The 26342-nt window shown below is 42.1% G+C and carries 23 protein-coding genes, 2 tRNA genes and 4 pseudogenes; 15 read left to right on the top strand and 14 right to left on the bottom strand.

Annotated elements, in window-relative coordinates; all coding sequences use genetic code 11:
• Positions 1–563: 563 nt before the first annotated feature.
• The 3 genes from IM473_RS13285 to IM473_RS13280 form a co-directional block, all read right to left on the bottom strand.
• Positions 564–692, bottom strand: a complete 129-nt coding sequence (locus IM473_RS13285) for a hypothetical protein (RefSeq protein ID WP_287657629.1) — start codon at positions 690–692, stop codon at positions 564–566.
• An 80-nt stretch (positions 693–772) separates the two neighbouring features.
• Positions 773–1333: a DUF3885 domain-containing protein gene (locus IM473_RS22745; RefSeq protein WP_502845929.1), complete on the bottom strand. Its 561-nt coding sequence runs from the start codon at positions 1331–1333 to the stop codon at positions 773–775.
• A 363-nt stretch (positions 1334–1696) separates the two neighbouring features.
• A complete protein-coding gene (locus tag IM473_RS13280; RefSeq protein WP_287657628.1) occupies positions 1697–2170 on the bottom strand; it encodes a hypothetical protein in 474 nt (157 codons plus the stop codon).
• A gap of 147 nt (positions 2171–2317) precedes the next feature.
• Here IM473_RS13280 and IM473_RS13275 point away from each other — a divergent pair.
• Positions 2318–2389: transfer RNA gene (locus tag IM473_RS13275), tRNA-Asn, on the top strand.
• 52 nt (positions 2390–2441) lie between these two features.
• Here IM473_RS13275 and IM473_RS13270 read toward each other — a convergent pair.
• Positions 2442–3701 (bottom strand): M16 family metallopeptidase, encoded by a 1260-nt coding sequence (locus IM473_RS13270; protein ID WP_287657627.1) that lies wholly within the window; start codon positions 3699–3701, stop codon positions 2442–2444.
• Between the two features lie 3 nt (positions 3702–3704).
• Entirely contained in the window at positions 3705–4982 is a 1278-nt protein-coding gene (locus IM473_RS13265) for a M16 family metallopeptidase (protein ID WP_287657626.1), read from the bottom strand.
• Positions 4983–5211: 229 nt separating this feature from the next.
• Between IM473_RS13265 and IM473_RS13260 the strand changes: the two are divergent.
• The 4 genes and pseudogenes from IM473_RS13260 (at position 5212) to IM473_RS13245 (ending at position 9692) form a co-directional block, all read left to right on the top strand.
• Positions 5212–5995 (top strand): annotated as a pseudogene (locus tag IM473_RS13260) (pantothenate kinase).
• 70 nt (positions 5996–6065) lie between these two features.
• Positions 6066–7133, top strand: coding sequence for an NAD-dependent epimerase/dehydratase family protein (locus tag IM473_RS13255; protein ID WP_287657624.1), 1068 nt, complete (start codon positions 6066–6068; stop codon positions 7131–7133).
• A gap of 194 nt (positions 7134–7327) precedes the next feature.
• On the top strand, positions 7328–8602 hold the full coding sequence (locus IM473_RS13250) for a glycosyltransferase (protein ID WP_287657623.1): 1275 nt from the start codon (positions 7328–7330) through the stop codon (positions 8600–8602).
• Positions 8603–8627: 25 nt separating this feature from the next.
• The gene (locus IM473_RS13245) at positions 8628–9692 is read left to right on the top strand and encodes an NAD-dependent epimerase/dehydratase family protein (RefSeq protein ID WP_287657622.1); all 1065 of its coding nucleotides are present in this window, start codon (positions 8628–8630) and stop codon (positions 9690–9692) included.
• A gap of 386 nt (positions 9693–10078) precedes the next feature.
• Here the strand turns inward: IM473_RS13245 and IM473_RS13240 are convergent, their stop codons facing one another.
• Positions 10079–11743, bottom strand: a complete 1665-nt coding sequence (locus tag IM473_RS13240) for a hypothetical protein (protein ID WP_287657620.1) — start codon at positions 11741–11743, stop codon at positions 10079–10081.
• Between the two features lie 582 nt (positions 11744–12325).
• Between IM473_RS13240 and IM473_RS13235 the strand changes: the two are divergent.
• Positions 12326–12514 (top strand): annotated as a pseudogene (locus tag IM473_RS13235) (glycosyltransferase); the annotation flags it as partial.
• A 68-nt stretch (positions 12515–12582) separates the two neighbouring features.
• On the opposite strand, the gene IM473_RS13230 reads toward IM473_RS13235, so the two are convergent.
• A tRNA-Ala gene (locus tag IM473_RS13230) sits at positions 12583–12655 on the bottom strand.
• 131 nt (positions 12656–12786) lie between these two features.
• Between IM473_RS13230 and IM473_RS13225 the strand changes: the two genes are divergently transcribed.
• Positions 12787–13338, top strand: a complete 552-nt coding sequence (locus tag IM473_RS13225; protein WP_287171041.1) for a 1,2-dihydroxy-3-keto-5-methylthiopentene dioxygenase — start codon at positions 12787–12789, stop codon at positions 13336–13338.
• Between the two features lie 171 nt (positions 13339–13509).
• On the opposite strand, the gene petG is transcribed toward IM473_RS13225, so the two are convergent.
• The 3 genes from petG to IM473_RS13210 all read right to left on the bottom strand — a co-directional run bounded on the left by petG (position 13510) and on the right by IM473_RS13210 (position 15552).
• Positions 13510–13626 carry a cytochrome b6-f complex subunit V gene (petG, locus tag IM473_RS13220; protein WP_004162585.1) on the bottom strand — a complete coding sequence of 39 codons (117 nt, stop codon included), beginning with the start codon at positions 13624–13626 and terminating at the stop codon, positions 13510–13512.
• 216 nt (positions 13627–13842) lie between these two features.
• Complete coding sequence (locus IM473_RS13215) at positions 13843–14328, bottom strand: hypothetical protein (RefSeq protein WP_287657619.1); 486 nt, start codon at positions 14326–14328, stop codon at positions 13843–13845.
• 87 nt (positions 14329–14415) lie between these two features.
• On the bottom strand, positions 14416–15552 hold the full coding sequence (locus IM473_RS13210; protein ID WP_287657618.1) for a metallophosphoesterase family protein: 1137 nt from the start codon (positions 15550–15552) through the stop codon (positions 14416–14418).
• A 65-nt stretch (positions 15553–15617) separates the two neighbouring features.
• On the opposite strand from IM473_RS13210, the gene trmB reads away from it, so the two are divergent.
• Genes trmB through IM473_RS13195 form a run of 3 tightly spaced genes read left to right on the top strand, consistent with a single transcriptional unit; the run spans position 15618 to position 17716 of the window.
• Positions 15618–16253, top strand: coding sequence for a tRNA (guanosine(46)-N7)-methyltransferase TrmB (gene trmB / locus IM473_RS13205; RefSeq protein ID WP_287657617.1), 636 nt, complete (start codon positions 15618–15620; stop codon positions 16251–16253).
• A gap of 34 nt (positions 16254–16287) precedes the next feature.
• A complete protein-coding gene (locus IM473_RS13200) occupies positions 16288–16896 on the top strand; it encodes a hypothetical protein (RefSeq protein ID WP_287657615.1) in 609 nt (202 codons plus the stop codon).
• Positions 16897–16915: 19 nt separating this feature from the next.
• Complete coding sequence (locus tag IM473_RS13195; RefSeq protein ID WP_287657614.1) at positions 16916–17716, top strand: tetratricopeptide repeat protein; 801 nt, start codon at positions 16916–16918, stop codon at positions 17714–17716.
• Between the two features lie 289 nt (positions 17717–18005).
• On the opposite strand, the gene glgA is transcribed toward IM473_RS13195, so the two are convergent.
• Together glgA and dacB are read right to left on the bottom strand one after the other, a co-directional pair.
• Positions 18006–19484: a glycogen synthase GlgA gene (glgA, locus tag IM473_RS13190; RefSeq protein ID WP_287657613.1), complete on the bottom strand. Its 1479-nt coding sequence runs from the start codon at positions 19482–19484 to the stop codon at positions 18006–18008.
• 197 nt (positions 19485–19681) lie between these two features.
• Positions 19682–21106 (bottom strand): D-alanyl-D-alanine carboxypeptidase/D-alanyl-D-alanine endopeptidase, encoded by a 1425-nt coding sequence (gene dacB / locus IM473_RS13185; protein ID WP_287657612.1) that lies wholly within the window; start codon positions 21104–21106, stop codon positions 19682–19684.
• A 174-nt stretch (positions 21107–21280) separates the two neighbouring features.
• Between dacB and gorA the strand changes: the two genes are divergently transcribed.
• Positions 21281–22633, top strand: coding sequence for a glutathione-disulfide reductase (gene gorA, locus IM473_RS13180; RefSeq protein ID WP_287657611.1), 1353 nt, complete (start codon positions 21281–21283; stop codon positions 22631–22633).
• A gap of 79 nt (positions 22634–22712) precedes the next feature.
• Here gorA and IM473_RS13175 read toward each other — a convergent pair whose 3' ends face one another.
• Entirely contained in the window at positions 22713–23465 is a 753-nt protein-coding gene (locus IM473_RS13175) for a slipin family protein (protein WP_002745305.1), read from the bottom strand.
• A gap of 232 nt (positions 23466–23697) precedes the next feature.
• Between IM473_RS13175 and IM473_RS13170 the strand changes: the two genes are divergently transcribed.
• From IM473_RS13170 to IM473_RS13155, 4 genes and pseudogenes are all read left to right on the top strand, one after another.
• Complete coding sequence (locus IM473_RS13170; RefSeq protein ID WP_002759464.1) at positions 23698–24183, top strand: allophycocyanin subunit alpha-B; 486 nt, start codon at positions 23698–23700, stop codon at positions 24181–24183.
• Between the two features lie 305 nt (positions 24184–24488).
• Positions 24489–25001 carry a hypothetical protein gene (locus IM473_RS13165; RefSeq protein ID WP_287657610.1) on the top strand — a complete coding sequence of 171 codons (513 nt, stop codon included), beginning with the start codon at positions 24489–24491 and terminating at the stop codon, positions 24999–25001.
• 24 nt (positions 25002–25025) lie between these two features.
• Positions 25026–25514 (top strand): tetratricopeptide repeat protein, encoded by a 489-nt coding sequence (locus IM473_RS13160; RefSeq protein ID WP_287657609.1) that lies wholly within the window; start codon positions 25026–25028, stop codon positions 25512–25514.
• 101 nt (positions 25515–25615) lie between these two features.
• Positions 25616–26156: pseudogene (locus IM473_RS13155) on the top strand (transposase); the annotation flags it as partial.
• A 9-nt stretch (positions 26157–26165) separates the two neighbouring features.
• Here the strand turns inward: IM473_RS13155 and IM473_RS13150 are convergent.
• Positions 26166–26342, bottom strand: a pseudogene (locus IM473_RS13150) (IS630-like element ISMae27 family transposase); the annotation flags it as partial.

The following is a 26342-nucleotide window of genomic DNA, read 5'->3' as shown; positions in this document are numbered from 1 at the left end:
TATTGTTACTTTCACCATCATTTAAAATTTCATTTAATAAATTATTATCATTCGTTTCTTTCCAATATAAAACCAATTCGTTGGCGATGATGTTTGCCTTTTTTCGCAAACCATCACTCAGTAGTTTCTTGTATAAAAGATATTTTTCCATGACTTTATAGGCTAACTATTGATTATACAGAAACTTTCTGTCTAACAGTCCTCAGAGTAACGATAGGTGGAAACTTTCGGAATTTTTGGGTTAGAAGTATGTTGTCTTGGCATCTTGTCTGTTGATTTAGCATAAAGGGTAACGAAGAGCCACAAAAATATTATAACAAAGCTTGTTGGGTTTTGTTACCTCGACCTAAACGACAAGATCAGCAATCGCACTCCTTATCCCCAAAAAGCGATCGCCAGTGACGTTCCTATCCCAAGCAATGGCAGTTTTAAAGTTTAATCAAGAAGATAACGGCGATCACACTACGTTCTTCGGCATCCCACTGACAGCTGCAATCAATGTGCATGGTGCGTTCCCCACAAGCGATCTCTGGAGTAGCAGGACTTGCATTAGGGAACGCACCCTACGGCGATAGCGATCGCACTGCATCGACGGACAGGGATCGAAACCCGGCCTCAAAAGCGGAACGGGTTGATGGATCAATCTCGACACGAAAGATGCGAAGAATCATGGCTGGTTGGCGAACGCCCATGTTGACCGAGCCCCCGCCAACACGGCTTCCATTTCGAAACGGACCGTCGGGGGCTTCGGTCCAACATTTTGTTATCCGGATCACAGTCCAAGCGGGTGGTCTGATAGCCATTCACGATATCTCGCGGCTAATTCATTGCGAGTCTCTGCGTCGGGACAAATCAAGTCACCGCCTCCATCGTATGGATGATACGCCCATCGACCGTCTTCTGCAACAAAGACGACTTCACGAACAATATCATCAGCTACCAGCCTAAGGATCGGATGTGCTGCACCGGTCGACCATCGGAAAGTCGAGCGAAAGACATGATAGTACCATGCTTCTTCAATCTGCACGGACCGCCAAGGTTCTGCATTTGGGTCGAGCGTATCAAGTTCAGTATAGGAACGCTCTGGAGATGGAGTCGCCGAGTACCCAGCGGTAAGCAAGTGAAGCAAATCACCGTCGGCAGCGAAGGTGCTAACTATTGCATCGTGACGCTTCAGTATTTCGCAGTACTCTTGGTCCGATTCTGCGTAACGCTTCGATTCAGGTAGAGAATGAAACCGAACCCATCGTGGTCCACATGTGATTCGAAGGTCATGCGCGATTGGCGGTGCGTCGTTCGTCAACGCTCGCCATGCGTTGTCGATGGTCTGCATCATGTCTTTCGGATAACTACATATTATACAGAAACTTTCTGTCTAACACTCTCCAGAGTAACGATAGGTGGAAACTTTCGGCATATTCCCCCATTTTACTGCAATCGCCGGAACTTTTCCCCATATCATACCCAAGAGCATATTAGCCAGATTAAACAACCTCTTTTAAGTGGATTCCTAACAACAAGCTCAAATAAAATCGACGTTTCGGGAAGTGTAGCACTAAGTCTTCAATCCACCCGACAATTACCTAATTTTCGGGAAAAAAGTGCCTAAATTTTGCCACCGGCTGGCACTTTTTGAGGACAAAAAGTCTAAAAGTATTCTCCAACAATGTTTTTAGCTCTATTCAGCCGACCCTATTTATTGGTGTACTTGCAAATGAAGGACATAATGACCTAAAATCAAGTTATCTGACCATAATTCGTACTCTAGACGCAAATATTCGGGGAAATTATTCCCCTCTAATTGGAGACTACGGGTATAGTTGCGGACGCGAAAAGCGTAACCCGGTTGAGAACTTTCGGCATTTAACCAGAAGCGACTGACACCAAAAACCCCTTGTTCCCAAAAATGACGATAGGCGAATCTTCCCTGGCCCTGCATGGTCATAATTACCCGATTGGCCGAAATTTCTAGCCAAATTAATTTATTTTGATTATTTTTGGGTTTAAGTGTCTCTATTTCTGCGAGAGCGACTGGGGGTTGATTGAGGAGAAGATGAAACCGGTGGCGATCCTTTTGGTAGAGGGTAGCGGCAGTGTCTAAAGAGGAGAGGATGGGTAGATCTGTCGAGAGCAGACAGAAGGAAACGGGACGGCGGTGATGGGCAAGCATAGACTAGACTTAATGGTGTCCTTATCTCCACAATAGTTGATTCTCTGCCCACCGCTACCAGCACCGGAAATTTTTTTGAGAAAAAATCCAGAAAGCACTTGCATTATTGAGGGACTTATGATTATAATTATTAATTGTGAGTAGCCTTCCTCGGTAGCTCAGTGGTAGAGCGGTCGGCTGTTAACCGATTGGTCGTAGGTTCGAATCCCACCCGGGGAGTTAATCAGAAATAGAAGCGGCAATAAAAAACTATTGCCGCTTTTTGCTCTTACTAGAGAATTTCTGCGATCGCATTTTCTGGGCCGACTAGGGAAATGTAAGGATTTTGAAAATATTTACTGGCTACCGATCGCGCTTGTTCGGGAGTAATCTGATTAATAGAATCCAGGAAAGTGCGATCGAATTCAATCCCCAAACCTAAGCTTTCATACCAACCGTATAATTGAGCGATTTCGGCGTTAGTTTGTTTACCGAGAGCATATTGACCCAATAACTTATTTTTAGCTGACTGTAACTCCTCCTCACTCAAAGTTACTTTATATAACCTTTCTGCTTCCTGACGCAATCCCGACAGGGCCATGGCTGTGTTTTGGGGTGCAGTTCCCATATAAATGACAAATTGGGAAGAATCGAGACGGGTGGGATAAAAAGCGGAAACATCGTAGGCTAATCCCCGTTTTTCTCGCAATTCCACGAATAAACGACTAGATAACCCATTCCCCAGATAGGTACTCAATAATTTTAAAACGGGATAATCATCCTCTTGTACAGAAGACCCGGGGTATCCTAACATAACGATCGCCTGTTGACTAGCTTGGACGGTAGTTAAACAGGTAGGCTGAAAATCAAAAGCGGCCGGGGGTAAACTAGATAAAGGAAGATCGGGAATTGACCAACTGCCAAAAATTTCCGTCACTGCTTTTACTGCTTCCTCTAGGGTAATACGACCAGAAAGACTAATCACCAGGTTATCGGGACGGAAAAAGCGACTATGATAGGCCTGCATATCCTCCCGTTGCAATTGAGAAACCGTTGCCTCCGTACCCAATAAAGACATACCATAGGGATGATCGGGGTACATAGCTGCGCGTAATTGATTAAAAGCGACATTAAAAGGCTGTTCCAATTGAGAGCGAATGCTTTGACGGGTGAGATTTTTCTCTAATTCGATTTCTGGAGGGGGAAAACTGGGAAAACGAATAATTTCCGCCGCTAGACGCAATATATCTAAAAAATCCTTGGTAACGGTCTTTAAACTAACCACAAAATAATCGGTCCCCGTGTCCGCACTTAAACCGGCCCCCGTGGACTCAACGCGATCAGCAATTTCTAGGGAAGATAACTTTTCTGTACCTTTGGTGAGCAGCACGGCTAAAAGACGAAATAAACCCGCTTTTTCGGTTTTTTCCCACCGAGTACCCGCATTTTTGAGAAAAATCCTCCCTGCAACCAACTCCACGGCCGTATTTTCCACCACTAAAAGAGTGATGCCATTTTCTAAGGTTAAGCGGTGAATGGGGGAAGCGGACATCGTTTATTCACAGGGTTGCATTATTGTAATAGCATATCGCTCCGGGGAGAGATACTGACGAGCGAGACGCTGTAGATCTGACGGTTGCAAACTTTGGATAACTTGGGGATAGATCGTTGCTAGGTCGGCAGCTCTCAGGGTTTGATAATATCCATAAAGTCCCGCTAATTGGCCCGGGGTTTCTGTGGAGAAAATATAATCGTTAGCTAATAACTGTTGAGTGCGGTGTAATTCTGCGGGGGTGACGGGATCATCGTGCAGAGATTGAAGATGTTCACAGATAATGCCTTCAATTGTCTCGATTTGTGAGCTAGATAGCCAAGCGCCGATGGTAAAGAGACTGGAATCTCGTTGCAGGGAAAAATTACTGTTAATATCGAGGACGATTTGCGCTTCTTCCCGCAGCTGTCGCACTAACCGCGAACAGCGTCCCCCGGCAAGAATTACCGAAATCAAGTCTAATCCAAAGGCATCTTCTAGGCGATCGCATCCTGGTCCCATCCATCCCATCAAGAGGCGACAATGTTCTAAGTGGGGTAAATATACTTGGGAACGACGAATTTCGATCAGGGGGGGTTCGGCAGCTACTAGATGGGAGGGGGATTCCGAGGGGACGGGAAATTCCCGAAAAGATTGCCGGATAATTTCTAAAGCGGCTTGGGGTTCAATTCCCCCGATAATCGCCACACACATATTTTCCGGTTGATAATAGGTGCGATGGAAACAGCGCATTTGATTGGGGGTTAATTGCTCTAAACAGGGTTGATCCCCTAGAATAGAGCGTCCGTAGGGATGGTTTTGATAGATACTTCCGCAGAGGGTTTGGTAGGCAATCCAATCGGGATCATCATAACAGGCCCGTAATTCTTCTAAAACTACATCTTTTTCCCGATAGAATTCCTCATCGTCAATCTCAGCATGGAGGAGAATTTCGGCGAGATGGGGTAAGGTATGTTCAATTTGATCCACACTGGTGGTGAGATAGAAGTGTGCGTAATCGTGACTGGTGGCAGCGTTGGTCATGCCGCCACAATTTTCGATTAAATAGTCAAAGAGTCCAGGGGGAAGTTTTTTCGTCCCCTTAAAGATCATGTGTTCAAGAAAATGGGCCATACCTAACCATGGGTCGGGTTCAGCGATCGCACCTGCTTTCACCCACACATCTACTACCACCACAGGAGTCACGGGTAAGTACTGATGAATTACGGTTAAGCCGTGATCTAATTGCCATACCTGAGCGGGAAAAGAACTCGTTTGACACTGTGCTATCGACTTGATCAATGTCCGTTAACCAGATTTTTTGTTAAATTCTATACCTAGGTTATCTTATTCTCTTGTCTGTTTAACCATTAAAAAACTTTTGTCATGATTTCTAGATAATTCTCCCGAATATCAGCCTTATCAGTGATCAGATGTGAGTTTTAGATTCACTGATTACTGTTTACCGATCCCTGATTACTGATTACTGATTACTGTTCACTGTTCACTGAAAATACTTCCCACTAACTAAATGACTGAGCAAGATACTGACTGGATAGGGTTGATGATCGGCAATTCTCGGCTACATTGGGGATATTTTCGCGGTCAAACCCTGTTAGCTTGTCTTGATACTCCTCACCTGAACGAACCCCTAAGTGATGAATTTTTGCAACAAATTTTCCCTAAACTCTTGACAAATAAGTGTAACTGTGAATTGGTTGTCGCTTCTGTGGTTCCTAGCCAAAGAGAATTATGGGCAAATTATGGCAATTTACGGATAATTACTTTAAAAGATATTCCTTTACTGGATTTATATCCAACATTCGGCATTGATCGAGCTTTAGCTGTCTTAGGTGCCGGAAAAAAATACGGATTTCCCTGTTTAGTCATCGATGGGGGAACAGCCTTAACTTTTACGGGAGTGGATGGGGATAAAAAGCTAGTGGGGGGAGCAATTTTACCCGGGTTAAAGCTGCAATTAGCCAGTTTAAGGGAACGGACGGCAGCCTTACCAGAGGTGTCCTTACCGGAAAGATTACCCCAGATCTGGGCAAAAGAAACAGCAGAAGGGATAAGAAGTGGGATAATTTATACAATTTTGGCGGGAATAGAAAAATTCACTCTGGAATGGTTAAATTTATATCCAGAGAGCAGGATAATTTTAACAGGGGGAGATGGGGACTTAATTAGGGATTACTGGCAAGAAAAGGCCATTAAATCGCTCCTAGTGGATAAGACGATCATTTTTGAGGGAATTGCCGCAGTTATTAGAGGTAATCTCCTCCTGTTTAATTGACAAAGGCGAACATATCTAGTAAAGTCGGGGAAAGTTTTCTCAACTTGGGAAATTTCTGAACAACTAGGCAAAAAATTCAGGATATAGTTATGGCGATAGTTCTAGTAACCGGTTCTGCTGGTTTAATCGGTTCCGAATCAGTCAGATTTTTTTGTGACAAGGGTTATACCGTCGTTGGAATTGATAATAATATGCGTCAGGTATTTTTTGGCGAAGACGCTTCAACGGAGTGGAATCGAGCCAAATTATCGCAAGATTACGGGGATAAATACATTCACCATGCTGTAGATATTCGCGATCATGAAGCTATTTCAGCTATCTTTAAAACCTATAGTCATGATATATCCTTAATTATCCATACGGCGGCGCAACCTTCCCACGATTGGGCAGCTAAGGATCCCTATATGGATTTTAGTGTCAATGCTAACGGAACTTTAGTATTATTAGAAAATACTCGTCAACACTGTCCCCAAGCAGTATTTATTTTCTGTTCCACTAATAAAGTTTACGGGGATAGACCGAATGAATTGCCTTTAGTAGAAAAAGAATTACGTTGGGAAATCTCGGAAAATCATCCTTATTTTGCTCAAGGTATTGACGAGTTGATGAGTATTGATGCTTGTAAACATTCTTTGTTCGGTGCGTCGAAAGTGGCAGCGGATGTGTTAGTACAGGAATACGGGCGTTATTTTGAGATGAAAACTGCCTCTTTTCGTGGCGGTTGTTTAACCGGTCCAAGTCATTCAGGAACGCAATTACACGGTTTTTTATCCTACTTAATGAAATGTACGATGATCGGCAAAGAATACAGTATTTATGGGTATAAGGGTAAGCAGGTACGCGATAACATTCATAGTTACGATCTCGTCAATGCTTTTTATCATTTTTATCAGACCCCGCGAGTAGCAGAAGTTTATAATATCGGTGGTAGTCGCTTTAGTAATTGTTCCATGTTAGAAGCTATTCAAGAATGTGAAGCGATTGCGGATAAAAAGTTAAACTGGCAGTATGTAGAGACTAATCGTATTGGTGATCATATCTGGTGGATTTCTGATGTGAGTAAGTTTAAAAATCATTATCCTGATTGGCAGTTAACCTACACAGTAACAGATATTCTCAAAGAGATTTTTAGTCAAAACGTTAGCCGTTGGACTTAGGGTAAATCAAGAATTATTCTGGTCAATTTTTATCATCTGCTAGTTTTCCCTCGTTACCAAAGTGATTTTTAGCAAAATATACTGCTAGTAATTGAGGGACTCTGTTAATTAGTTAACCAGAGGACATTAATAATGTTATTAATCGCAATATTGACCTAGAAAAACTAAACCAGATCATGTTTTAAGAGACTATTATGTTAACTAAAATCTACAACAATAAAATTTTCCGATTTCTCATTGCTGGGGGAGTGGCATTTCTAATCAACTTATTCTTAATTTATTGGTTCATTGATGACTTGGGATTCAATACCCCATTTCTGAAAAATGTTGCCAACGTTATCTCTATAGAAATATCTTTAATTGCTAGTTTCTTTATCTATAGAATCTGGGTGTGGACTGGGGGAGATTGGACAATTAGAGATGTGATTTTGATACAACTTCCTCTCTATCATCTCTCGGCAGGTTTAGCAGTTTTACTGCGAGTTTTTTTGATATTTCCCTTCTTAAACTGGTTAGGAATTAGCCCCGGAGTTAACACAATGATTGGGGTTTTAGTGGGGGCTAGTATTAATTATGTCGCCAGTGATAGCCTAGTTTTTAAACCCAAGAATAAGACTAATGAGACAGAAATGTACTATCCCGAAGGATTAGCACCAGCTTTTGAGATGGACGGTTACTCTCACCCACGTCAGTCAAGTGATAACCATGGGTTAAAAACCCTATCAATAGTTATTCCTGCTTACAACGAAGAAGATTGCATCGAAAGCACTACTCACTTAATATCTGAACGTTTAGAAGAGGATAAAATTGATTATGAAATCCTAGTGGTTAATGACAATAGCAAAGATAACACCGAAGCAGTTCTGCAAAAAATCAACCAAGAAAATCCTCGGATTCGCTACATCAATAACTATTATCCCAACGGTTTTGGTTTTGCGGTGCGCTGTGGGTTAGAAAATTTTAGCGGGGATGCAGTGGCAGTAGTAATGGCAGATAATTCCGACTCTCCCGATAACATGGTGGACTATTATTATAAACTCCAAGAAGGCTACGATTGCGTTTTTGGTTCTCGTTTTATCAAAGGAGGAAAAGTTATTGATTATCCCAGGCACAAGTTATTCGTCAATCGTTTGGCTAATCTATTCATTCAAGTTTTATTTGGGCTAAAATTTAATGATACCACTAACGCCTTTAAAATCTATCGGAAGGAGGTTATCGAAGGAATCTCACCTCTACTATCTCACCATTTTAACTTAACAGTAGAGATGCCCTTAAAAGCGATCGTGCGAGGATATTCCTACACGACAATTCCCATCACTTGGCGCAATCGTACCACGGGGATTTCCAAGTTAAAACTCAAGGAAATGGGCAGTCGTTATTTATTTATAGTTCTCTCTATCTGGTTAGAAAAACACCTTTCTAGAGGCGACTATAAGCGCAAACAGAAAAAGAATCAAGTGGCTAGATAATTACTTATCTAGAGGAGTATTTTTGATGACTAGACAAGTGTTAATTACTGGTGGTGCGGGTTTTGTGGGCAGTTCTTTAGGTTTGGGATTAGCCCAACGTTATCCCGACTGGAAAATCACCGCTTTAGATAACTTAAAACGTCGCGGTTCTGAATTAAATATTCCCCGTCTTAAACAAGCGGGAATTGAGTTTGTTCATGGAGATGTCAGAAATGCGGAAGACTTAGAGGCATCCGCTTTGCCAGTGGATTTAATCCTAGAATGTTCGGCAGAACCTTCCGTTTTAGCCGGTTATACTTCCCCCGGCTATGTCTTGCAAACTAACTTAATTGGAACGATTAACTGTTTAGAATTAGCTAGACAAACCCAAGCTGATTTTATTTTTCTCTCCACCAGCAGAGTTTATCCCATCGCCTATCTTAATCAGTTAAACTATACAGAAAAAGATACTCGTTTTCAGTTATCTGAACAGCAAGATTTACCCGGGGTTTCTGCTTTTGGTATCAGTGAACGGTTTCCCTTAGATTTGCCCCGTTCTCTCTACGGTTCCACTAAGTTAGCATCGGAACTGATTATTAATGAATATGGGGATGCCTACGGATTAAGAACTTTAATTAATCGCTGTGGAGTTTTAACTGGTCCTTGGCAAATGGGAAAAGTTGATCAGGGAGTTTTTGCCCTTTGGGTAGCTAATCATTACTTTCAGAAGTCCTTAAAATATATCGGTTATGGGGGTACAGGGAAACAGGTTAGAGATTTTCTTCATGTAGCTGATTTACTCGATTTAATCGATATTCAGATTGCTAATTTAGAACAATTCAAAGGGCAGACTTTTAATGTGGGGGGTGGGCAAGATTTTTCCTTGTCTCTTTATGAAACCACAAAACTATGTCAAGAAATCACGGGCAATAATATAATGATTGAGGCAATTCCCGAAAATCGCACCGGAGATATGCCAATTTTTATCACTGATTTTCGCAAAATCAGTTCTATAACTGGATGGCAACCCCAGCGAGATGGTAGCAAATTAATCCAAGATATTTTTGATTGGATTCACACCTATGAAAAGGAATTAAAAGGTATTTTTTAACTGAACAATTATGCAGAAAAAATCTCTCAAATCACCCGTAGTCGTCAAGGGAATACTAATTATCATTACCGCCTACTTTTTTCTGGCAAATTTGCCTATTATTGATTGGTTAAAAATTGGTTTATAGCGCTTTTCACGTTACTGAGGTATCGACAAGTTTTGCCAACAAGGGGTTTAAGCCCCTTGCCCATACCTCATTCTGATGAAAACTGCTATAGATGCTTCTTGGGCTTTTGCCATTAGCGATGCCACTTATAAACAGTTTTGCTTAAGTCGGGGTAATTTTAATTCAGAATCCCATCGCCTCCGAAAATCTAAAGCGATAATTTTGCCAATCGCTTGATCAAAGATTTGATGAGATTCTGTCCCCCTACCTGTTAACTAACCTAATTAGAAGTGCGTTGTTCTCTTGAACAGGCTTTCAATCCAATTACTAATAATACTATAAAGGACAATGTAGTAATCAGAAAACCCGGCCAGGGAGTTGCTATAAGATCTCTGGCAAAGACAAGGTTTTTCTCGTTTTTTAGACTCAAATTGTCATCCCAAATAAAGGGATGCCCTATTCCCAGAAAAACTAAGTGAATTCCACGGGAAATCAAGAATTCGCCCGTAAGCATCAGCAAGAACAGTTGGCGGAACTTAACACCTAGATCATAAAAGTATTCACTGGCAACTAACAAGAGGAGAAACACTATGGGAGTCATGCTCTCACCAACTAGACCGCCAGTGTTAAAGCCTTGTTGCAGCAGGCAACCACCTAAAAACCCAAAGACGATTACTGACAAAAAGAGTGAATTTGGCAATATAGACTGCAATGAACTTTTCCTGAAATATCGTCTAACTCCTTCGAATAAGAGCAGGCAAGTTATGGTTATGTTCAAGGCACCGGGCAGAACATTATAATAAAATCTCAGCCATGGATTGCCAATCTGTCCTATGATTGGGCTATCTGGATTAAAACCGATCAAGGCCTTACCTAGGGGAATAGGCACAATTGTACTGGTTATATTGCCAATGGCATTCATCACTCTTTCGATGGTAGTCATCGTGCCTGTGGTGTTAGATAAGGCCCGCAAGAATTCTGGCAAGCCATATTCGCTTATGCCCCACAATATCCAGGGTAGTAACGTCACAAATGCTATCGATAGGGGAGCCAATAATTGCCGTAATACGTTAACAAAATTGTGGCGGTTTATCCAGATATTGTCGGCAACCATAGCGGCTACATAAAAAAGGGTTGATGGGTGACTAAGCATCGCTAATCCAGAGCTTAAACCCCAACCAATAGCAGATTGAGAGAACAAAGTCCTCTTAGAATTTTTTCTCAGGTCGAGATAAAAATAGATGGCGGTAATTACATACAAGGAAGCAAGTATCTTCGGCCAGGGATAAATGCTGGTGCTATTCATATGACCATTGAAAGCCACTAGGATAACTGCTATTGTTACCTGGTAGGGGCGCAATAGCAACGGAATCATTGCTAATAAAAAAACTTCTGGCAATATTGAGCTTAATTGATAGATACTAAATTGATTTCCCAAAAGGCCAAGATAGTAGCTCGAAAAAAGATTGAACAAAGGCGTGCGAGATGAGATGATGTAACGGTTAAAATAAATAGTATCAGTTGCCTGTTGTCCTAGGTAGACTTTGGCAATATCGTAATGCATCCACCAGTCGCCATACCAGTTAGCACCACTATAGATCAGGACGAACAACTGGATGCCAACTAGCGTTGTCCAAAACACCATCAACAGGTAGAGCCAAGAATAATTCCCAGTCGGCTCTGTCTTCGTTGGCTTCCGCAGTAGTAAGGCTATAGCTATGCTAAATAGAGCCACAGTGGTCAGGATAAAAAAATTACGCCCTGAAATGCCCAGTAGGAAGCCGAGGAAGGCAATCGCTCCCTGTAAAGCCATACCACAGGCACCTGCAAGTGCCAGACATTCCTTGACTGTTAAGTTAGTAACTGCACGCAAGATTACATAGCCAAGGGAAAAAGTGATAGCAAGTGCGGTTGCTGCGATAACTAGAAGTTGAAAGAATATCATAATTAAATTATCTAGGGTTTACTCCAAATTGCTGATGAATTCTTCCGGTGAAGATAATCACCTCTCGCTCAATGTTTTTCGAGCTAGGCATAAGGCACGATCAATAATTATCTACTTCCCATCTCCTTAAGTTTTAGTTTGGATACTTCCGCTGTCAGGACTGTAACCATATCCTTAAATGTGTCTGGATACACTCCACAAAGTTTTTACTTGTTCGTCATTCATCTTTCAATCTTAAACTGCCGAACCATCCTATCTTATCTTGTCTCGACTTATGCAAAAAATCTAGGGATTGAATCGTGCCTGACAAGTTAAGACCGCGTTGATTTTGTCAAGTATATCTTCATGAAATGTTACTTTTGGCTGTAATTCCTAGTATTTATGAGTTTTATAATTTTGCTCATTTTGTTATCTACTATGCGATCGCCCACTCTCGTTAGTGATCGCCAAATACTAGGTCTTCCTAAATCGATCATCCGATTCCCCCTCCTGTTAGGGACTAAATAGCTAATCCGGGTAGTGATTCGGTAGTAGTGGTGAGCCGTCTTACTTATCTGGTAAAAATTGTCCAAGATGTTTTCTATAATATCTGAGGGTTTAGGAGAGGATAAAATTGATTATGAAATCCTAGTGGTTAATGACAACAACAAAGATAATACCAAAGCAGTTCTGCAAAAAATTAACTAAGAAAATCCCCAGATTCGCTACACCAATAACTATTATCCCAATGGTTTTAGTTTGGCGCTCCGCTCTGGACTGGAAAAATTTAGCTTTTGGCAAGTTGACAGTGGTTGATCATCTTTCTGGAACCTTAAAAAGCGGTTAATATCTCTGGCAAATGGAGAATAGGGAACTCGAATCCCTGACCTCTGCGGTGCGATCGCAGCGCTCTACCAACTGAGCTAATTCCCCATATATAGGCCATAATAGCATTTTTAAGCAGAAAATCCTAGGAACTGGCAAGGGATCGAGGGGCAAAAAATCGAGCGGCTTCTCTCTGGAAAACTTTAAAATGGAAAAAGTAATCTTGAGGATGATAACTAATGGCGATACTACGCTTAGAGAATGGTACAACCTATACCCAGTTAGCCGATATTAGTCTGGAATTGGCCAAATTAAATGTTACTTTAAACTATTGGCCGATCGAAAACGAAGCCACTCGTCAGCTACTTAAACAAGCTTCTCTCACTGACGAAGAAAAAGAAATAGTTTTAACCAGCTTAGACGGTTATTTTGAGCAACTAAAGCAAGAAGCGGGTTATCAGGCTAGAGATTTAATCGTTTTACACCCTGAAATTCCCAATCTCGACACTTTACTGGCAAAGTTCGAGCGCTGTCACACCCACGCTGACGATGAGGTGCGTTATATCATTGATGGGGAGGGAGTTTTTGGCTTCGTCTTTCCCGATGGCTCTCAGGGGGAATTAACTATTCAACCTCAAGAATATATCAATGTTCCCGCCCATAGCGAACACTGGTTTCACCTCACTGCCAGTAAACGAGTTAAAGCAGTACGTTACTTCACCAGTACCGCCGGATGGGTTCCCGAATATACGGAAACTGTCATTCGTTTTCCTAGTTTAACAGCCGTCTAGCCTTTGGTTTTTTGGCGAGCGCTCTCCCCAGAAGACAGATGAGTTTTGCAGGGATGGCAACGCCAGCAGCCACAATCTGTTAAGCGGCAAATTTGTCCTATTGAAAAATCTCCCGTCTAGTGCCTAGCTTGACGGGAGATTGTCTCAATTCGGGGGATTGGCGTGATAGATTTAGTCTAAGCCGAATTGATTGCCCCGTTTGTACTGTAAATAGGCGGCAACGAACAAACCCGCTAGGGTAATGGGAATTAAGCCTAGGGTAATGCCTAGCACTAAAGGTTCAATCACGTCTGTACTCCTTGGATTAGCAATTTTTCACCCGTATTTTATCCTAGCAGGGGTTGCCCGCGAAAGATAGGGCGATCGTACATACTTCTTAAGTGGGGTGTGGGGGTAGTGGGGAATTTAGCTGAAATTTCCCTAAATCCCCATCTCTCTAAATCCTATCTCCCGACTCCCCAAAAGGAAAACTTGCTATCTCACCATTAAGATAACTGCTCTACTCTAGGAGCGACCGAGAAAAAATTTTCTCAATTTGCCTTTACCCCAATAGCGATCGATTTCTTGCCAGAGATTGTGGAGACAAAAAACCACTGCTAGACAGAGAGTAACCGCAAGGATTTGAGAGAAACTTTCCCTTTGCCAAAATTTGGCCATTGCCTGCGAAATTACCCGCGTTCCCAGATAAGCTTCCAGAAAACCCTCGATCGAGCCGAGAATCAGTGCTGCTAGGGTATAAACAAAGGTTCGATATAGAACACTAACGTAACGGGGACGATTTTCTAACCATTCTAGCTTTAGGGCCACGTCGAGAATTGCCACGGTTTTTGCGGCAAGAATCGCGCCTAAAATTGCTTTACCCAAAACGTAGGTGGTAATCGAATACTCTTCCAGAAATAATTTCATGATCAGAAGAATATAACCGAAAGCCAAGAAAAAAAAGAGGGCAAGAGAACCGATTTTTTTTAATTCCTTTTTAAGTGCTTCCATTTATTTTTATTGATTTTTTTTGATATTTTCTGCCAAGATAGCGGCCGCGTACCATAACTATAAGCTATAGTTAATTATTTGTTGCAGCTATTCTCCCATCTCCAGCAGAAAGTTTGAGCGCTGATAACTAAACTGATGCTTGAAACTAATTACAGCTTGATTGTCGATAAAATGAGGATTACCGAGGGGATCGATGGCACTGAAAGCGTAAAAATAACGGCGTACTAGGGGCGGAAAATCGCTAAAATCGAAGATTGTGTCACCTTTGGCCACATCTGCCCAAAAATTTCGTAATTTCGGGGCTAATTCCTCCGCTAGACTCATGGGAAGATTGAGGGGATGGCAGGTTAACAAACGCATCATAAAAGGATAAGAGCGATCGCCTAACCATTGCCGAGAAATAGCGGGTAAATTCTCCCATCCGGGTATATTTTGCAGATGAAAGGATTCTATGGCTAATTCTCCCGTGTTTTCGCAATATTCTAGCACCCGGTAGGGATGGGGATAACTGACGAGGGAACCAGTGGTAATTTCATAGATACCTCTGGTAAAAGCCAGATCCTGCACGTGGAGATGGCCGGTAATCAACAATTTTACGCCGTTTTCCTGTAGTATATCGAGCAATTCTACCGCATTAGCCAACATATAGCGTTTACCTAATTCATGATTGCTTTGTCCGGGTAAATGCTCGATAACGTTATGATGGATCATCACCATCACTAGATCGTTTTTTAGCGCTGGTAAAGTCTGTTTTAACCAATGCAATTGTTCTGCATCTAAACTACCAATTTGTTTACCTTGGTCATCAAATTGATTAGAATTAAGACCGATTAATTGCACTCCGGGTAAAATTTCTTTTTGGTAGTATATTTGTTCGGGATGGCTGTAACCAAATTGTTGATAATAAAAGGGAAAATCTGCTAAACCGATCTGGTTTTCTGTTGCGGTTAAACTCAAAACATCATGATTACCCGGCACCACATAGACGGGGAAGGGTAAAGTGGCTAAACAATCGGCTAACCAACGATGATTTTCTGGTTCACCATCTTGGGTTAAATCGCCAGCAATCAGCAGAAAATCGAGGTTAAGGGTGATGAGATGGTCTAAAACAATTTTTAAAGCGGGAATACTCACTTCCACCAGATGAAAGCGATTAGAATGGTTCAAAATGGTTGTGGGTAAAGCGATATGAGGATCGCTGAGAATGGCGAAACGGAAATTCATCGCATGCAATTGGGCTAAATATCGGTAAACTAGATCGATCGAGGAGAAATGAGGAGAAAATATCTTTGGCTAAAGTTCGCGTTCGTCAGCACGTCAATCCCTTAAGTCATAAATATCGCCATCCGATCGCTCCCCCCGATTGGAATCAAGTTTATCAGGATATGACGCAACCTCTCCATCTTGACATTGGTTGTGCGCGGGGTAAATTTTTGTTACAAATGGCCCAAGTAGAGCCAGAAATTAATTTTTTGGGGATTGAAATTCGTCAACCTTTGGTAATTGAAGCGAATCAGGAACGGGAAAGGTTAGGATTAAGTAATCTCGCTTTTGTTTTTGGCAATATGAACGTTGCCCCAGAAATTTTACTGCAATCTTTGCCCGCAGATAAGTTATTTTGGGTGTCGATTCAATTTCCTGATCCTTGGTTTAAACAGCGTCACAGTAAGCGTCGGGTTGTGCAGCCAGAATTAGTAATAGCTTTGGCTAAGTATATGGTAGCTGGGGGCTGGGTTTTTTTACAGTCGGATGTGGAATCGATCGCCCTGGAAATGACCGAGAGATTTCAAGCACATCCCCATTTTGTTCGGCAACATCAAACCCCCTGGTTAGCGGAAAATATTTTCCCCGTAGCGACGGAGAGGGAAAAGTCCACTTATAATAAGGGTCAACCGGTTTATCGATCACTTTTTCGAGTTCGGTAGCTTCAGCTAAAATATCTTGGCACTGTCTGAAATCATGGTTAGAAATCTCGACTCACCCCTAATACTTGAGGACAATAATCGCCCCCCTGTCTCTCAATTGCTGGAATTTCTCTTAGCAACAGAAAAAAACAATAAAAAAACTAAAGAAAATCTTACTTTTGAGGCTTTGATCGGTACTTGGCGATTATACTTTATCACGGGAACTCAAAAAGCTAAAAAGAGAGCGGGAATTGTTTTAGGCAAAGGCCGCTATCTACCATCCTGGTTAAAAATTACCATCTCTTACCAAAGAAATGAGAGCTTAGAACCGGGAGAATTTATCTCTGGAACTGTCAGCAATCAGATATTTTTAGGGGCAGTAAAACTATCTGTAAGCGGTCCAGTTAAGTTTTTTCCTAAAACCCGTCTTCTTGCCTTTGATTTCACCTGGCTCAACCTAACCCTATTTAATCGCTCTCTCTATTCAGGTTTTATTAGAAATGGCCAGGTAAGTGAGGCGAATTTTTATCAGGAAAGTATCAAAAAACAGGCATTTTTTGCCTATTTTTTGATCACAGAAACAATGATGGCAGCCCGGGGACGAGGGGGAGGATTAGCCCTTTGGGTAAAAGAGGTAAGTGAGACAAAACTAGCTGAAAAATAAGTTATTAGAGGAGAAATAGATGGGATATTCTATCGAGGTAGATGGGACAAATTTTGATAGTGAAGTTATCGAGAAATCCTATCTAAATACAGTAATTTTAGACTTTTATGCCCTGTGGTGTGGACCCTGTAAATTGGTAAAACCGATGCTGGAAAAACTGGCAAGCGAATATAATTTTATCCTTGCCAAAATAGATATAGATAAAAATCCCGAATTAGCCGAACAATACGATGTAGAAGGAGTTCCCGATGTGCGAATTGTCAGCAAGGGAGAAGTGTTACCCTGTTTTGTCGGTGCTTTGCCAGAAGAACAAATTAGAGACTTATTTTCTCGTCTCGATTTACAATCGGAATTGGAAACAGGATTAGCAGAAATTCAAGAAGCGATCGCCCTCGATAATTTGCCCGCAGCTAAACAATTATTTGATCGTCTTTTTCCCAAATATCCCGACGAACCGCGATTAGTTATTATGGCGGTAAAATTTCTCATGCGTCTAGAAAAATGGTCTGATGCTTACCGATTAATCAGTGCTATTAAAGAGGAAAATCCCCCGATTAAAGGCTGGAAAACTCTCCTAGAATTTCAACAGTTAAAACCAGAAAATAATCCCCTCGATCCGATATTTTTTACCGGGATTAATTCCGCCTTAAAAGAAGATTATGCCGCCGCTTTAGAGCAACTGATCGGTCTGGTGGGAAAAAGTAGAAAATATCGTCAGGATGGGGCAAGAAAAGCCATGTTAGCCATATTTCAGATTTTGGGAGTTAGTCATCCCCTCACCCAAGAATACCAAGCAAAGTTAACATTTCTGCTTTACTAGGTAGGGTTTACTAAAAAAGTTTGGCTCTTCTAGGTTCTGTGTGATAAGTTTAACTTACAGAGGATCGATCGATCTTTGTGTACTTTGTGTCTTTGTGGTTCGTTCCACTCTCTCCCTAGGAAGACTGTATCTTAGAATACATTCTACCCACCAAACCCAAGAGAGCCAAAAGTTTGTTGGTGGGGTTAATAGTCGGTCGAAACTAAAGCAATTCCCCCAGTAATTTCAACAAATCTATTCCTCGAATTTCTGTTGACAACTGCCAGGGAATTGCTAGAGACAAGAAAGCTTATTTGTGGCGAATCATTTCATAGAGGGCAACGTATTCTTCCCCGGGGCGATTCCAAGAGTAATCGCATTCCATGCCTTGAATCGCTAATTTTTGGAATTCTTCCGGTTGAGTGTACCACAATTCTAATGCCCGGGACATGGCTGATTCGAGGGCATTATTATCGGGATCAAAAAAGACAAAACCATTGCGTTCTTCCGGTTTGTGATAGGTATCATAATCGCGATCAAAAACCGTATTAACTAAACCACCAACTCCCCGGACAATGGGAACAGTTCCATATTTTAAGCCGATTACTTGTGTCAGTCCGCAGGGTTCAAAATTACTGGGAACCACAATCATATCGGCCCCCGCATAAATGAGGTGAGATAATTCCTCATTAAAGCCCAATTCAATATGGACATCAGGGTTATTATTTAGGTGATTTTTCTCGTGCCAGAACCAGTTATTAATTAACGATTCGGTGGCGGAACCTAGTAGGACAAATTGCGCCCCGCGAGCTAAGGCATAATACATGGCATGATGAACTAAATGTACGCCTTTTTGGTCATCTAAACGACCGACATAACAAATTAAGGGTTTTTCTGGTTCATCTCTTAACCAGAGTCTTTCTCGCAGTGCCTTCTTATTGCGTGCCTTCTCGGAGAAGTTATCAATACCGTAGGGTGCAGCAATAAATTTATCCACTTCCGGGTTCCAGATATTGTAATCTAAACCGTTGAGAATGCCAGTAAATTTGTGTTGATGCTGGTGAATTGTATGGCCTAAACCGTAACTAACATCGGTGTGGTGTGCTTCCCAAGCATGGTGAGGTGAGACGGTATTGAAATAGTTGGCAAAAACGATTCCACCTTTCATAAAATTAATCACAAAAGGATTGAAGTTATCGCGCAGTCGGGCATAGCTAAAGTAGTAAGTATCGTTATTTAATCCTGTTGCCCAGAGAATTTCTGCACCTCCAAATCCTTGATGTTTAAAGTTATGGATGGTGTAAAGAACGCGCTGATTGCCCATACCATGATATTTATAAATTTCAAAAAGTAAGGGCGGAATTAAACCCGTTTGCCAGTCGTGACAATGAATTATATCGGGACGTTTATTACTTCTGAGCAAAAATTCTAAAGCGGCTTTAGAGAAGAAGGCAAAACGCATATTATCGTCCTTACAACCGTAGTAAGTACCGCGATTAAAGAAATTATCCCCCGAATTGGGTTGAATAAAGAAACACAAGCGCCCGTGTACCCAACCACAAAAAACGTTACAGTGAATTGCGCCACCGTACCAAGGCACCCACAGGTCGCGATAAGCCTCGTGTAAGCCCCAAATTTGGTCGTAGCGCATACAATCATACATGGGTAGGATTAGCTCCACGCAATGACCGCGAATTTCTAATTCTCGACTCAATCCATATACCACATCCCCCAATCCCCCGGCTTTAATCACCGGGGCGCACTCAGAGGCAACCTGAACTATATACATATATCAATAACTCCGTCGATTAATCTACAGGTCAGCTAGAAGCAATTTTTACAAAAGTATACAGTCTTCTGTGATTAAATGGCTCGATCGAATTAGTTGCGGGTTGGGGTGTTGGGGTGTTGGGGAAGTGGGGTAGTGGGGAATTTAGCTGAAATCTCCCTATCTCCCTATCTCCCTATCTCCCTATCTCCTAAAGATTAACAGCGTTTTAACTGTCCTAGTAGCAAAATCACCTCATCGATGCCGTTTCTGAGGGTGGTGGCGGGTTTATCGCTGTTATTGACGGTTATGCTAAAGATTAGGGGTTGATTGTCGGCGGTTGCTAGATAACCCGCAAGGGCGATAACTCCGGTTAAAGTCCCGGTTTTTGCCTGTAATCGTCCTTCTAGAGGAGTCTGGCGAAATCTATTGGTTAAAGTGCCATCAACGCCGCCAATGGCTAAAGAACGACGATAATCAGGGTTTTCTGCCATTAGTTGTAAAATTTGACCTAAAGTATTGGGTTTAATTAGGTTTTGTCGTGATAGCCCCGAACCATCGCCGATTTTATAACTATCGCTGTTAATTCCCAGTTTTGTTAAAGTTTCTTGCAATCCCGAGACACCGCCGAGCATTTGTAGTAGGGTTTCGGCTAGTAAATTATCGCTATTTTTATTGACTTTTTCCACCAAATATGCTAGGGGTTCTGATTCTAAATTGGTGATTTCATCGCCGCGAATTTCTGAGCTAATTTCGGCGGTTTTAACGGTAATTCCCGCTTTTTCAAGGATATTACGCCAGCGATCAAGGAAATACTCCGAGGGTTGGGGAATAGCTAAATTAAAATCATCTTGACTATCGATTGCCAGAGAACCGGTGATAATCAGGCGATTACTGGCTAAATTGCCCTTAATTGCCAAAGTATTCGGGGTTCCTTGCGCTGCCGTGCTGGTTTGATTCTCAATTAGCCATTGTTTAGCGGCGATGGGATCAGACCATTGTAAATCTAAGCTTTGCCCCAATTGTCGCGGTAAAAGCCTTAAAGTGACGGAATTTTCGTTTAAAACCAAGCTAGAAGCGGGTACAGCATAGTCAAAAAGGACATCTTCCCATTCCCAAGTTTTTTGACTATCGGAGACGACAAAAGGACTAGCAACGACAATTAAGCGAGAAATTGAGTTAATTCCCCTTGCTTTTAACTTTTCTGCTAATTTTTCTAGCTTTTCTGTGGTTATGGTTGCATCTCCCCTCCCGACTAAGGTTAAAGTCTCTAAATCGGGGGGGTTGCCTTGGGCTAAAATGGGGGTTTTCAGACGATAATCGCGGTTAAATTTGCTGAAAGCGGCAGCAGTGGTTAATAATTTCGCAGTAGAAGCGGGAGTAAAAAAGTTATTTTCGTGGAGACTATAGAGATTTTCCTGAGAATTAAGGGATTTTACGAAAATTCCCCAATAAGCGCCTTGATAATCGGGTCGGGCCAAAATGCGATCGATCCTGGTGGCTAAGTCTGCTGGACAGATAAACTGGGAAGGGGGGGAATTGTCTTGACTGATGGGGTTTGCGAGGGTGACGGGATGGTTTACCCAGAGAAATAGGGAACAAGTCCCCAAGAGAAAAGATAATTTCGAGCGGCGTGTTAGCATAGAATTAAATCTTGGCAGTAGTCAAATTGGCTCTAATTTAGCAGCATTAGTGACTATATTGTGCTAGTTACTCGATAGATTCAGTTAGGGATTGATCCGAGATATTCGCTCTCCTTTTTGCCCTGAAAGTTTTTTGATTCCGTCAAATTTCTATTTATTTGCGAGGATATTTTTATGAGTTATGATTTTGATCTATTCGTGATTGGTGGTGGTTCTGGGGGTATTGCCACCGCTAGACGGGCTGCCGAATACGGGGCAAAAGTGGGATTAGCAGAATATGATCGTTTAGGAGGAACCTGTGTTAATCGCGGTTGTATTCCTAAAAAATTAATGGTTTATTCTAGTCGTTTTCCGCAACTATTTAAGGATGCGGAAGGTTACGGTTGGAGTCCGGTAGAGAGTCAGTTAAATTGGCAAAAATTAATTAGCGCGCTTAATCAGGAAACTATCCGTTTAAATGGCATTTATCAAAAGATGCTCGATAATTCTCAAGTGACGCTTTTTCCTAATTATGCCAAGTTTCTTGATACCCATACCCTAGAGGTGGGAGAGGAGAAAATTACTGCCGATAAAATTTTAATTGCCGTGGGGGGACATCCGGTTAAACCCGATATTCCGGGGATCGAACATACGGTAGTTTCTGATGCTATGTTTCAACTGCCAGAACAACCAAAAAGAATTATAGTTTTAGGGGCAGGATATATTGGGGTAGAATTTGCCGGTATTATGCACGGATTAGGGACAGAAGTAGTGCAGTTAATCCGTAAAGACAAGATTTTAAGAGGGTTTGATGAGGATATACGCGATGAGATTCAAGCAGAAATGATCCGTCAGGGAATTAAAATTATGCCCGAAACTTTCCCCACTTCGATCGAGAAAAATGATGAGGGTTTAAAAGTACATATTCAGGGGAAAGAAACCTCAGAAATGCTCTTTGTTGATGCCCTAGGATTAGCCGCTACGGGAAGAATTCCTAAGCTGGAAAAATTGGGCTTAGAGAATGTCAATGTTGAGGTCAAAAACGGGGCAATTGTCGTCAACGAGTATAGCCAAACCAGCGAAGATAATATCTATGCCGTGGGCGATTGTACCGATAAAATTAATTTAACCCCCGTGGCGATTAATCAGGGGCGAGCTTTTGCCGATACAGTCTTTGGTAATAAACCCCGGTTAATGAGTTATGAAAATGTTCCTTCGGCCGTATTTTCTACTCCTGAAGCGGCGACGGTGGGATTAACAGAATTGCAAGCAAAAAAACAATATGGTGACACGGGAATTAAAATTTATCGGTCTAAATTCCGCCCCGGTTACAATGTTTTACCAGGCCGAGAGGACAAAACTTTGATGAAATTAGTTGTCCATCAGGAAAGTGGTAAAATTCTCGGGGCGCACATGGTAGGAGATCACGCCGCCGAAATTATTCAAGGAGTAGCCATTGCCGTAAAAATGGGGGCGACAAAAGCCGATTTTGATGCCACTGTCGGCATTCATCCCAGTGCTGCCGAGGAATTCGTCACCATGCGTTAATTAACAATTTTAGGTGTGTTAAACCAACCTAACACACCAGAGAAAATTAACCCTTTTGGCTATTGACAACTGAGCCATTTTATGATTTTTTTTCAGTTAATTTTTGAGCGAGATTTAAGATATCGGAGGGAAGCATAATCACGGTACTGGTGTTATTTTCCGCTCCAATTTCCGTTAACATTTGTAGGCGGCGTAATTCCAAAGCGGCGGGATTTTCCATGATTAATCGGGAAGCTTCCGCTAATTTTAGCGAAGCTTCCTGTTCTGCGGCAGCTTTAATCAAACGGGCCCGTTTTTCTCGCAATGCTTCCGCTTCCTTGGCCATAGCTCGCTGCATACCGGTGGGAATTTCCACATCTTTCATCTCCACCCGTTCGATATCAATGCCCCAGGGTTCGCTAATTTCATCGACAATTTGTTGAACCGCTTGATTAATTTTGTCTCGTTTTTGCAAGACATCATCGAGATGATTTTGACCAACTACATTTCTTAAAGTGGTCATGGCCGCTTGGTAAACGGCCGCAGGATAGGATTCGACTTTATTAATCGCTTTGCTAGGATCGATAATGCGATAGTAGAGAACCGCATTAACCTTAATTGTGACATTATCGGCGGTGACAGTTTCTTGCGGGGCGATATCGACGGTTTTGGTGCGAATATCCAGCTGCATTTTTTGGTCAACTAGGGGAATGATCCAGTACAGTCCGGGGCCTTTGGTGTCTTGATAACGCCCTAGGCGAAAGATAACACCACGCTGGTATTCTCGATCAATTTTAAAGCCATTTAACCCCAGAATGCCAGCTATCAATAGCAAGGGTGCTAAAAATTCCATATTAATTACCAGTTATCGGATTCAAGTTAATCGGTGTGCGGTGACATCTCAATTGCCATCTCCTCGCTCCTGACCACTAATACATTCATTCTAGAGAGTAACCGGGCTGTCGGGGAAACTCATAACGAAATATTACAATTTTTAGGAATTGCCCAACCAGCAGCGATGACTCGACTTCCAGACCCCGACCTGAGATAAACTACAGAATGTTATCAGAATTTACCTTGATATTATGAGCGTAGTTAGCCAAGTCATCCTCAAAGCCGACGACGAACTTCGTTATCCTAGTAGTGGTGAACTACAGGGTATCGGGCAATTTTTAAAAACCGGTGAGCAGAGAATTCGCATTGCCGAAACTCTCGCTGACAATGAGAAAAAAATCGTCGATCAGGCTCAAAAACAACTGTTCAAGAAACGTCCCGATTATAGAGCGCCGGGGGGTAATGCCTACGGTCAGCGTCAATATAATCAATGCTTGCGCGATTATGGTTGGTATCTCCGTCTAGTTACCTATGGGGTATTAGCCGGAGATAAGGGACCGATCGAACAAACCGGCCTGATCGGGGTCAAAGAGATGTATAACTCTCTTAATGTTCCCGTCCCCGGCATGGTGGAGGCGATTCGTTGTCTCAAAGAGGCCGCTTTAGGTCTTTTGACTCAAGAGGATGCCGTGGAAGCAGCCCCCTACTTCGACTTTATCATCCAGTATATGTCCTAAGCGATCGGGACAATCCCAAAGGCCTGAAGTCTGAAAAGGGGCAATTTTCGTCTCTTTCAGGGTTCAGGCTTGGCTTTTTTCAGTGATCAGTAATCAGTGATCAGTAATCAGTAAACAGTAATCAGGGATAAAGATGAAGATAAATAAATAACTAACTAATTATAGCGTTTCTCACACCCGGGTGGCACAGTTAAACCTTTGCTGATTAAGCTTTTCAACATCGATAATGTACCGCTTGCGAACAGGAAACGCTATAACTTAAAACTTACATCTGATAACTGATAACTGATAACTGATAACTGATTATGTTTTGGCGCATTATACTATTTACTTTTCTGATTCCATCGGTCTATGGGGTGTTTGGCTGGTCGATCGCCCATGAGCGTTTATCATGGAGTGATTGGTTACTTGCCCGCGGTGATGAGATGAATTGGACTCTCACTAGCGAATGGCTAGAAATCATCATCTATATCCTAGCGGTAGGGGTTATCCTCTCAATTGCCCTAGGATTAACCCTGTTTAGTCACTTAATGCCGGTATTTTTCCGCAGTTGGTTTAAAAACGATATTAGTGCTGTATTATCAATTCTCTGCTGGTCTTTGGCGGTAGTCTTTATCTTCCACAAGTGGGCGGTATTTAGTCGAGTTTTAATCCTCTTAGCCGCCACTATCCTTGGTCGTCTAGAACTTCAGGAAGCAGGTTACAATAGGTGGCAAGTTTTCCTGATGCTCACCATCCTCTGCTTAGGTAGTTTTAGCTTGGGAATTTGGGCTTATAATCTTTGGGGTCACGAATTTCATCGAGTTACTACTGATTAATCTTATCTCTAATTGTTAAAAAGTATGCCCCAAAAAAATAACGATACGCTCAAACGAGTCTTAATTGTTTCCTCCGGTTTAGTATTTCTGGCTTTAATGATTGTGCCAACTTTAGGTTTATGGAAAAATAATAATTCTAATTCCCCCCAAGGCAATCAACCCGGGCAAGAGGCAACTATTCCTCCCGAAAAATTAGCAGAAATGGTCAAAGGTTATGAGAAAATTCTCGAACGCGAACCAGATAACCCCACTGCTTTGCAAGGACTGGCCCAAGCTCGCCTACAGTTAAAAGATTTTATCGGAGCTAGAGAACCTTTAGAAAAGTTATATCAAAAATATCCCAACAATCTGGAAGTTATGCTGGTTCTTTATGGAACAAGATTACAAACTCAAGACGTTTCTGGAGCCAAAAGTATCCTAGAAAAATTAGTCAAAAACTATCCCCAAGAACCGAAGTTTAAGGAAGAATTAACTCGCTTAAATCAAGCGATTGCGGCAGCTTCCAAACAGTAAACCCCATAACCTGAAAAACGTCAGTTCGGGATAAGGGTGGAAAGAAAAGGCGGGGGCTAGTAAGCTGAAAAATATATAAACTCAGCACCCCCAACCCATCTATGTCTAGTCTAGAAGCTCTTTTCTGTCCTGTCGACGACGGATGCCGTGTATTTGAACCTAAATTAGAACAGACAAGGCTTTAGCCCGATAATAAAGCTCGTAAACGTGGCAAAATCTCGACTTGAAGCGAAATTATCACCATCTTGATCGCTTTCCATCAAAACCACTACCGTAATTTTCAACATTTCTACCTCGACCCTGTTTGTGTCCACTGGCGACTGGACACCCTCGACTCTCATCCCCTTGTGCGTTTACTGGAAGCATTGTTTTGGTCGTTGCACGGGGATTAGGTTTGTCGATGCCACCAAAATTCAGGTCTGCCATAATCGCCGCATCAGTAGTCATCGGGTGTTTGACAATTTAGCGGCACGGGGAAAAACCTCTGTAGACTGGTTTTTTGGCTTGAAACTGCATTTAGTGGTTAACGAGGAGGGGGAATTGCTCAACGTTCACCTTACCCCCGGCAATGTGGAAGACCGTAAACCCGTGAACAAATTGCTACAATCCCTGTTTGGCCAAGTTTTTGCTGACCGAGGTTATACCATTTTTCTAAAGTCCTGACAGACATAGAGATTCTAAAATCCCAGACCATCCTGTCAAATATCCAATCGTATCATTAGATAGAGAATTTAAAAGATGGTAAAGTTTACTTCTTAAGTTATCAAGGGAGTTAAAATTGCTCCATGCCAACAAGTTTTTCAAATATAGCCAAACTCTCTCAATGGG

The organism is Microcystis sp. M015S2, from assembly GCF_020245945.1.
Taxonomy (GTDB): Bacteria; Cyanobacteriota; Cyanobacteriia; order Cyanobacteriales; family Microcystaceae; genus Microcystis.
Note: the sequence above shows the minus strand (reverse complement) of the source record. Positions and strands in the feature narration are given on the sequence as shown.